This window comes from Kribbella sp. (assembly GCF_035655035.1).
Classification (GTDB): domain Bacteria; phylum Actinomycetota; class Actinomycetes; order Propionibacteriales; family Kribbellaceae; genus Kribbella.
Genome location: NZ_DASRVN010000656.1, coordinates 1 through 9,488 on the forward strand (window position 1 = coordinate 1; position 9,488 = coordinate 9,488).

General features: G+C 69.6%; 7 protein-coding genes. All 7 read left to right on the forward strand.

What is annotated here, in order from left to right; translation table 11 throughout:
• The coding region (locus tag VFF46_RS34335; protein ID WP_414673125.1) for a diaminopimelate decarboxylase family protein at positions 1-784 on the forward strand (784 nt) is incomplete at its 5' end.
• Positions 781-2,076, forward strand: coding sequence for a homoserine dehydrogenase (locus tag VFF46_RS34340; protein WP_325041414.1), 1,296 nt, complete (start codon positions 781-783; stop codon positions 2,074-2,076). The genes VFF46_RS34335 and VFF46_RS34340, both read left to right, overlap by 4 nt.
• Before the next feature lie 5 nt (positions 2,077-2,081).
• Positions 2,082-3,158 (forward strand): threonine synthase, encoded by a 1,077-nt coding sequence (thrC, locus tag VFF46_RS34345; protein ID WP_325041415.1) that lies wholly within the window; start codon positions 2,082-2,084, stop codon positions 3,156-3,158.
• Between the two features lie 115 nt (positions 3,159-3,273).
• A complete protein-coding gene (locus VFF46_RS34350; RefSeq protein WP_325041416.1) occupies positions 3,274-4,080 on the forward strand; it encodes a homoserine kinase in 807 nt (268 codons plus the stop codon).
• A 327-nt stretch (positions 4,081-4,407) separates the two neighbouring features.
• Positions 4,408-6,615 carry a transcription termination factor Rho gene (gene rho / locus VFF46_RS34355; RefSeq protein ID WP_325041417.1) on the forward strand — a complete coding sequence of 736 codons (2,208 nt, stop codon included), beginning with the start codon at positions 4,408-4,410 and terminating at the stop codon, positions 6,613-6,615.
• Between the two features lie 218 nt (positions 6,616-6,833).
• The gene (locus VFF46_RS34360; RefSeq protein ID WP_325041418.1) at positions 6,834-9,254 is read left to right on the forward strand and encodes a bifunctional YncE family protein/alkaline phosphatase family protein; all 2,421 of its coding nucleotides are present in this window, start codon (positions 6,834-6,836) and stop codon (positions 9,252-9,254) included.
• Positions 9,255-9,361: 107 nt separating this feature from the next.
• Positions 9,362-9,488, forward strand: a 127-nt coding sequence (rpmE, locus tag VFF46_RS34365; protein WP_325041419.1) for a 50S ribosomal protein L31, incomplete at its 3' end; no start/stop codon positions are given.

Consider the following 9,488-nt stretch of genomic DNA (forward strand, 5'->3'; position numbering starts at 1 on the left):
GATCACCTCCGGCGCGGCCTTCGAAGCCGTTGCCCGGGTCAACGAATCCCCGGAGCTGGAGCTGCTCGGCCTGCACTCGCACATCGGCTCGCAGATCTTCGACTCGTCCGGGTTCGAGGTGGCCGCGAAGCGCGTGATCGCTTTGCACGCAAGGGTTTCCGAGGAGCTCGGCGTGGACATGCCGGAGCTCGACCTGGGCGGCGGCTTCGGGATCGCGTACACCACCCAGGACGACCCGTCCGACCCGGCGCAGCTCGCCACCGAGATGGGCAAGATCGTCGAGCACGAGTGCCGCGCGTACGACGTCGACGTACCGAAGGTGTCGATCGAGCCCGGCCGGGCGATCGTCGGCCCGGCGATGTGCACGGTGTACTCGGTCGGCACCGTCAAGGAGGTCGAGCTGGACGCGGGCGCGGCCCGGACGTACGTGTCGGTGGACGGCGGGATGAGCGACAACATCCGCGCCGCGCTGTACGACGCCGACTACTCCTGCACGCTCGCCAACCGGTACTCCGACGCCGAGCCGCTGCTGTCCCGGGTGGTCGGCAAGCACTGCGAGGCCGGGGACATCGTCGTGAAGGACGAGTTCCTGCCCGCCGACGTCCGGCCCGGGGACCTGGTCGCCGTGCCCGGGACCGGCGCGTACTGCCGGTCGATGGCGAGCAACTACAACCACGTGCCGCGGCCACCGGTGATCGCGGTCAAGGACGGCCGAACGCGCGTGGTGGTACGCCGTGAGACCGAAGACGACCTGCTGCTCCTGGACATGGGGACCGCCCGATGAATGATGAAAAGCCTCTCAAGGTAGGCCTGCTCGGTTGTGGAGTGGTCGGCACCGAAGTGGTGCGGATCCTGACCGAGCAGGCGGACCACCTCGCGGCCCGCGTCGGCGCCAAGCTGGAGATCGCGGGCATCGCGGTACGGCGTCCCGGCCGGGCCCGCGACATCGCCGTCGACCCCGGCCTGATCACCACCGACGCGCACGCGCTGGTCTCGCGCGGCGACCTGGACCTGGTGATCGAGGTGATCGGCGGGATCGAGCCGGCCCGCGGACTGATCCTGACCGCGCTCGAGCACGGCGCCTCGGTCGTCACCGCGAACAAGGCACTGCTCGCCGAGGACGGCCCGACGCTGTTCGCGGCCGCCGAGAAGCACCAGCGCGACCTGTACTTCGAGGCCGCGGTCGCCGGCGCGATCCCGATCCTCCGGCCGCTGCGCGAGTCGCTGGCCGGCGACGACGTGGTCCGGGTGATGGGCATCGTCAACGGCACCACGAACTACATCCTCGACAAGATGGACAGCACCGGCGCCGGCTTCGACGAGGCGCTCGAGGAGGCCCAGGCGCTCGGGTACGCCGAGGCCGACCCGACCGCGGACATCGAGGGCTTCGACGCCGCCGCGAAGGCCGCGCTGCTCGCGAGTCTCGCGTTCCACACCCGGGTGTCGATCGCCGACGTGCACCGCGAGGGCATCACCGAGGTGACCGCGACCGACATCGCCTCCGCCCGGGAGATGGGCTGCGTGGTGAAGTCGCTGGCGATCTGCGAGCTGGACGAGCGGACCGACTCGGTGAGTGCCCGGGTGTACCCGGCGATGATCCCGGTCACGCATCCGTTGGCCAGTGTTCGGGACGCGTACAACGCGGTTTTCGTGGAAAGCAAGGCGGCCGGGCGGCTGATGTTCTATGGTCGTGGTGCCGGCGGCGCCCCGACGGCCAGTGCCGTCCTCGGGGATCTCGTGTCCGCCGCGCGCAACCGGCTCAAGGGCGTGCCGGGTGTCGGCGAGTCGTCGTACACCCAGCGGGCCGTGCGGCCGATGGGCGAGGCGACGACCCGCTACCACGTGTCGCTGGACGTGGCCGACAAGGCCGGCGTGCTGGCGGCGGTGGCCCACGCGTTCTCCGAGCACGACGTGTCGATCCAGACCGTCCGCCAGGAGGGCCGGGGCAGTGACGCGCAGCTGGTGGTGGTCACCCACACCGCGACCGATGCCGCGTTGTCCGCGACCGTGGAGTCCTTGCGGGACATGGACATCGTCCGTGAAGTCAGCAGTGTGATGCGGGTAGAAGGCGAGTAGCGAGCATGGTGCACCAGCGTCGTCATCAATGGCTGGGCGTGATCGAGGAGTACCGGGACCGGCTTCCCGTTTCGGCGGACACGCCGGTGGTCACGCTCGGCGAGGGCGGGACGCCGCTGGTGGCCGCGCAGTGGCTGAGCGAGCAGACCGGCTGCGAGGTGTGGCTGAAGGTCGAGGGCAACAACCCGACCGGTTCGTTCAAGGACCGCGGCATGACGGTGGCGATCTCGCTGGCCGCGCAGGCCGGCGACAAGGCGGTGGTCTGCGCGTCCACCGGTAACACCTCGGCGTCGGCCGCGGCGTACGCCGTACGCGCCGGGATGCTGCCGCTGGTGGTGATCCCGGCCGGGCGGATCGCGAAGGGCAAGCTGGCGCAGGCCGTGGTGCACGGGGCGAAGCTGGTGCAGATCGACGGCGGGTTCGACGACTGCCTGCGGATCGTGCGGGAGCTCGGGAAGAACTACCCGGTCGCGCTGGTGAACTCGGTGAACCCGGTCCGCCTGGAAGGACAGAAGACCGCGTCGTTCGAGGTCTGTGACGCGCTCGGCGACGCGCCGGACCTGCACGTGCTGCCGGTCGGGAACGCGGGCAACATCGCGGCGTACTGGAAGGGGTACCAGGAGTACGTCAAGGACAAGCTGGCGACCCGGACCCCGAAGATGTGGGGTTTCCAGGCCGAGGGCGCGGCGCCGATCGTGCGTGGCGCGATCGTCGAGAAGCCGGAGACCGCGGCGACCGCGATCCGGGTCGGGAACCCGGCGTCCTGGACGCTGGCCGAGGCCGCGCGGGACGAGTCCGGCGGCCGGATCGACCTGGTCACCGACGAACAGATCCTCACCGCGCAACGCGACCTCGCCGCCCGCGAAGGCGTCTTCGTCGAGCCCGCCTCCGCGGCGGGCGTCGCCGGCCTCCTGCTCGCCAAGTCCAACGGCGAGGTCCCCGGCGGCTCCACGGTCGTCATCACCGTCACGGGCCACGGCCTGAAAGACATCGACACCGCCCTCAGCCACGCGACGTTCGAAGAACCCCCGGTGACGCCGGCGGACACAGATGCAGTAGCCCGACTGGCCGGCCTCGCCTGAGATGGGTTCGCCTGAGATGAGTGATGCCGAGGGCGGCCGCAGGGCGTGTGATCAGGTTCGGGTTCGGGTGCCGGCTACCAGTGCGAACCTTGGGCCTGGGTTTGATGCGTTCGGGTTGGCTTTGACCCTGTACGACGACCTGGTTGTCACGCCGGGTGGATCTGGCGTGACGGTGCAGGTCAGCGGGTGTGGTGAGGGCGAAGTGCCGCTCGACGAATCGCATCTGGTGGTGCGATCCATCCGGGCGGGGCTGGAGGCGCTGGGCGCGTCGGTCCCGGGTTTCACGTTGCGGTGTGAGAACCGGATTCCGCACGGACGCGGGCTCGGATCCTCGTCGGCCGCGATCGTCGGCGGGCTGGCGGCGGCGTACGCGCTGGCCGGCGAACACCTCGACCGCGAGCGCCTCGTCGTACTCGCGAACGAGCTCGAAGGGCATCCCGACAACGTCGCCGCCGCAGCACTCGGAGCGTTCACTATCGCTTGGACAGAAGGCGGGACCGGCCACGCGGTGAAGCTGCAACCGTCGGCGGACACTGCTGTGGTTGCGTACGTACCGGACAATCGCGTGCTCACCAAGGAGGCGCGCGGACTGCTGCCGGGCGTTGTATCCCACAGTGCCGCGGCGGCCAACGCCGGGAAAGCCGCACTGCTCGTCGCCGCGCTGACCGGGCGCCCGGAGTTGCTGCTCACCGCGACCGAGGACCTCCTGCACCAGGAGTACCGCGAGCCGGCGATGCCGGAGAGCCTGGCACTGGTGCACAAACTGCGCGGCAGCGGGCTCGCCGCGATCGTCAGCGGCGCCGGGCCGACGGTCGCCGTTCTCGGCGGCAGCGGTACGCCGGACGCCGCGGACGGCTGGACGAAGTACGAGCTGGGAATCGATCCAGTCGGCGTACAGGTCTGGTCGATGGAGGCGGGCTGACGCGGGGAATGGGTCACGGTGGACACGCGTTGTACCCCTTGAGTCGGCAGAAGGACCTGTAGTGGTGCTAGTCTCGACTCACCCGATCCCCTCCAGGTGATCGGTGTGCTCTCGTCACGATCCGGGCTGTGCTCCCGGCACCCTGTGTTGTGTGGCGACCCTCCTGTGGATGTGACCTTGCGCCGCCTGCGTCGGAGATGTCCGGGGGGACTCAGATCGAACGAGAGACCTCCTGTACCCCGCGTGCCCGTTGTGTGGCCGTGGGTGGAATGAAATTGGTCGGTGAGCCGTAGCGGACACCGACGATCCGTGTGGGAAGGACCTCACGTGACAGAAACTGTTGAAGCCTCCAGCGGAGCGGACGCAGCGGCTACCACCGCCACGCGTCGCCGGAAAGCTGGCGGCGGCCTCGAGGGCATGCTGCTCCCCGAGCTCAAGCAGCTCGCCGGGACGCTCGGCATCAAGGGCACCGGCGCGCTGCGCAAGGGCCAGCTGATCGAGGCGATCAAGGCCGCTCAGGCGGGTTCCACCGCCAGTGGCTCTACCGGTCGCTCCCGGGCGAAGGCGACGCAGCCGACGCTCGACGAGGCGGCCGAGGCGCCGGCGGCGAAGACCGCCGAGACGCCGGCCAAGCGCGAGGGCGGCAGTCGCCGGACCCGCGCCGCCGCGCAGAAGGACGCGGCCACCGACGCGGCGCCGGGTACGGCGCCCGCCCAGAATCACGGACCGAACGACGTACAGCACGACGCCCAGCGTGACGTGCAGCACGACGCCCGGCAGAACGGTGCCGCCCGCGAGGCCGCCGTCGAAGCGCCCGAGGCGAGGCAGACCCAGCCGGAGCCGGCGGTCCAGAACGGCGCCGCGCAGAACGGTGCTGTTCAGACCGGTTCCACCGAGGACCGGGCCGACGACCGTGGTGACAACCAGGGCCGGACCCGCGACCGGAACCGCAACAACCAGAGCCGTGACAATCAGAACCGGGACGGCAACCGGGACAACAACCGCGACGGCAACCGCGAGAGCCAGAGCCGTGAGACCCAGAACCGCGAGAGCCAGAACCGGGACGGTGGCCGCGACAACCAGCGGAACCGCCAGGACCGGCAGGATCGCCCGGACCGGCAGGACCAGAACGACCGGAACAGTGACCGCAACGCCGATCGCAACGCCGATCGCAACAACGACCGGGGCGAAGACGGCGAGGGCCGTCGCCGGCGTCGCCGGGGTCGCGACCGGGACCGCAACCGCGACGGCCAGAGCAGCCGTGACGGTCGCGACAGCCGCGACAGTGGCCGGGACGGCCGTGACGGTGGCCGCGACAACAGCCGCAACCGCGGCCGCGGCGAGCGGTACGACGCCGAGCCGACGATCACCGAGGACGACGTCCTGGTCCCCGCGGCCGGCATCCTCGACGTACTCGACAACTACGCGTTCGTCCGGACCAGCGGCTACCTGCCGGGGCCGAACGACGTGTACGTCGCACTCTCGATGGTGAAGCGCTACGGCCTGCGCAAGGGTGACGCGATCACCGGCGCGGTGAAGCAGCCGCAGGAGGGTGAGCGCAAGGAGAAGTTCAACCCGCTGGTCCGGATCGACACCGTGAACGGCGCGGACCCGGAGATCGCCAAGCAGCGGCAGGACTTCAACAAGCTCACCCCGCTGTACGCGACCGAGCGGCTCCGGCTGGAGACCGAGCCGGGCATCCTGACGACCCGGATCGTCGACATCGTCAGCCCGATCGGCAAGGGTCAGCGCGGCCTGATCGTCTCGCCGCCGAAGGCCGGTAAGACGATGGTGCTGCAGGCGCTCGCGAACGCGATCACCACGAACAACCCCGAAGTGCACCTGATGGTCGTGCTGGTGGACGAGCGGCCCGAAGAGGTCACCGACATGCAGCGGACCGTGAAGGGCGAGGTGATCGCCTCGACGTTCGACCGGCCGGCCGACGACCACACCACGGTCGCGGAGCTGGCGATCGAGCGGGCCAAGCGGCTGGTGGAGCTCGGCCACGACGTCGTCGTACTGCTGGACTCGATCACCCGGCTGGGGCGTGCGTACAACATCGCGGCGCCGGCCAGCGGGCGGATCCTGTCCGGTGGTGTGGACTCGTCCGCGCTGTACCCGCCGAAGCGGTTCTTCGGCGCGGCCCGGAACATCGAGGACGGCGGTTCGCTGACCATCCTCGCGACCGCACTGATCGAGACCGGCTCGAAGATGGACGAGGTGATCTTCGAGGAGTTCAAGGGCACCGGCAACATGGAGCTCCGGCTGCGCCGCGAGTTCGCCGACCGGCGGATCTTCCCGGCGATCGACGTGGTCGCCTCCGGCACCCGCCGCGAGGAGCTGCTGATGTCCAAGGACGAGACCCAGGTGGTCTGGAAGCTGCGCCGGGTGCTGTCCGCGCTGGACGGGCAGGCGGCGCTGGAGCTGCTGATCGGCAAGCTCAAGGAGAGCAAGTCGAACATCGAGTTCCTGCTGCAGGTGAACAAAACCACCCCGTCAACAGGCACTTCTCACAGCACCACGAACGGCGACTGACAAAAAGACGGTGGGAGGGGTGGTGAAACAAGACCCCTCCCACCACCGTCTGCGTTTCTGGCTGGCCCGGCTTCCTCCCGCTCGGTCAGGAGCTGCTGCTGAACGGATTCTCAGGTAGCTGAGAGAAGGTGTTCCGGGGGTTCATCTCGGGCTCACCGAAGGTTTCTTCCCGGAGGAAATGTCTTACCCGTCAAGTACTCACTTCGGCGGGAGTTGCAATGCGCACAAGATGGCGACTGGTCTCGGCCGTCGGGATCGTGCTGGTGGCGGTCACCGGGGCCGCGGCCGCGAACGTACTGCCCGGCAGGCACGCCGGCCCACAACCCGACGGTACGGCGAACACGACGTACGGCTGGCGGGTCACTCCGGCCGGCGACCAGACCAAGCTCGGCGAGAAACCGTTCGGCTCGGCGCTCAGCCCGGACGGCAAGTACCTCGCGATCAGCAACGCCGGCACCCGGACGCAGAGCCTCTCGCTGGTCGAGGCCGCGACCGGCAAGGTCGTCCAGAACCTCCCGTACGCGAGCCCGGAGGCCCTCTTCATCGGCCTCGCCTGGAGCCCGGACGGCAGCAAGCTGTACGCCGCGGCCGGCGGCAACGACAAGGTCCGCGTCTACACCCAGGCCAACGGCCTGCTCACCGAAACGGCACCGATCACGCTGCCGAAGGGCTCGTTCCCCGCGGGCCTGACGCTGAACGCCGACGGCAGCAAGCTGTACGTCGCGACGAACGGCAACGGCGGATTGTCGGCCATCGACACCGCGACCGGAACTGTCCTCGGCAAGGTCGCGACCGGCCCGAACCCCTTCACCGTCGGCCTGACCGCCGACGGCAAGACGGCGTACGTCTCGAACTGGGGCACGAACACGGTCTCGGCCGTCGACACCGCGACCCTCACCGTCCGCAAGACCCTCACCGTCGGCAGCCACCCGACCGCGATCCTGCGGAACCCGGCCACCGGCGAACTCCTGGTCGCGGTCACCGACGCCGACAAGGTGATCGGCATCGACCCGGCGACCGACGCGATCACCCGCACGATCGAGCTCGCGCCGTACCAGCACGCTCCGGTCGGCTCCAGCCCGCAGGGCCTGGCGATCGACGGCAAGACGCTGTACGTCGCCAACGCCGGCAACAACGACGTCGCGGTCGTGAACCTCGCGAACAACCGCGTCACCGGGCTGATCCCGACCGGCTGGTACCCGACCACGGTCACCGTCACGCGCGACCACAAGCGCCTGCTGGTGACGAACGCGAAGGGCCTCGGCGCCGGCCCGAACCCGGGCGGCCCGCAGCCGACGAACCCGGTCGTCGACTATTCGCAGTACGTCGGCTCGATGATCATGGGCACGCTGTCGGACATCGCCGTACCGAGCCGCGACGCGCTCGCGCAGTACACGAAGCAGGTCCGCGCGAACGACCGCTTCGACGGCGCGGGGCACCCGAACGGCCCGGCGAACGTGGTCCCGGTCCGGCCGGGGGACCTGAGCCCGATCAAGCACGTGATCTACGTGGTGAAGGAGAACCGGACGTACGACCAGGTGTTCGGCTCGCTCGGCAAGGGCAACGGCGACCCGTCGCTGAACCTGTTCGGCGACGACTCCGCCCCGAACCAGCGCCAGCTGGCCCGGCAGTTCGTCACGCTCGACAACTTCTACGCCGACGGCGCGGTCTCGTCCGACGGCTGGGAGTGGGCGACCGCGTCGGAGTCGAACGCGTACAACGAGCACCTCTGGCCGGTGGCGTACTCCGGCCGCGGCCGCGGCGACGACGTGTACACGAACCAGGCGACCGACCCGGGCAAGCTCACCGGCGACTCGCGGATCTGGGACCGGCTCGACGACGCCGGCGTCTCGTACCGGAACTACGGCATGTGGGCCGGCGGCCCGCTGCCCGCGAAGGTGTTCGCGACCGAGCCGCGGCTGGCCGCGCACACCGACCCGAACTACGCCGCGCAGAACGGCGACATCCGGGACAACACCCGCGTGGACGAGTGGCTGAAGGAGTTCAACGCGTCCGAGACCTTGCCGGCCATGCAGTTCGTCCGGCTGCCCAACGACCACACGTTCGGTACGGCGGTCGGCAAGCCGACGCCGAAGGCCGCGGTGGCCGACAACGACCAGGCGCTCGGGCGGATCGTGGACGCGGTGTCGCACAGCAAGCACTGGAAGGACACCGCGATCTTCGTCACCGAGGACGACGCGCAGAACGGTCCCGACCACGTCGACGCGCACCGGACGGTCGCGCTGGTGATCAGCCCGTACACGCAGACCGGCAAGGTCGACTCGACCATGTACAGCACGGTCTCGATGATGCGGACCATGGAACTGATCGCCGGGATCGGCCCGCTGACCCAGTTCGACGCCGGGGCGACCCCGATGACCGCGAGTTTCACCCCGAAGCCGAACCTGGCGCCGTACGACGCCCGCACGCCGTCGCAGTCGCTCGACGAGAAGAACACCGCGTCGGCGCCGCTGGCCGCCGAGTCGTCGAAGATGGACTTCAGCCAGGCGGACAAGGCGCCCGAGCAGCAGCTGAACGAGGCGATCTGGAAGAGCGTGAAGGGCGCGAACAGCCCGATGCCGGCGCCGCGCGGTGCTCCGGCGAGCGGAGCCGAGGCTGCCGAGGAGGGCGGTCGCTGACCCCGGATTTCCGCCTGGTAGCGGCCTCGTGGCAGACTAGATGGCTGGTTCCGGTTCACGTTCACACCGTGTGGACGACCCGGGGCACCTGATCCTAGGAGACTGTCTTGAAGAGCGACATCCACCCGACGTACGTGGAGACCACGGTGACCTGCACCTGTGGCGCCACGTTCACCACGCGCTCGACCGCGGAGAACGGCGTCATCCACGCCGACGTGTGCTCGCAGTGCCACC

Bases quoted from the DNA above. Each gene is read 5' to 3' on its own strand.
- VFF46_RS34340 (WP_325041414.1), top strand. From the start codon at position 781: ATGAATGATGAAAAGCCTCTCAAGGTAGGCCTGCTCGGTTGTGGAGTG.
- thrC (WP_325041415.1), top strand. From the start codon at position 2,082: ATGGTGCACCAGCGTCGTCATCAATGGCTGGGCGTGATCGAGGAGTAC.
- VFF46_RS34360 (WP_325041418.1), top strand. From the start codon at position 6,834: ATGCGCACAAGATGGCGACTGGTCTCGGCCGTCGGGATCGTGCTGGTG.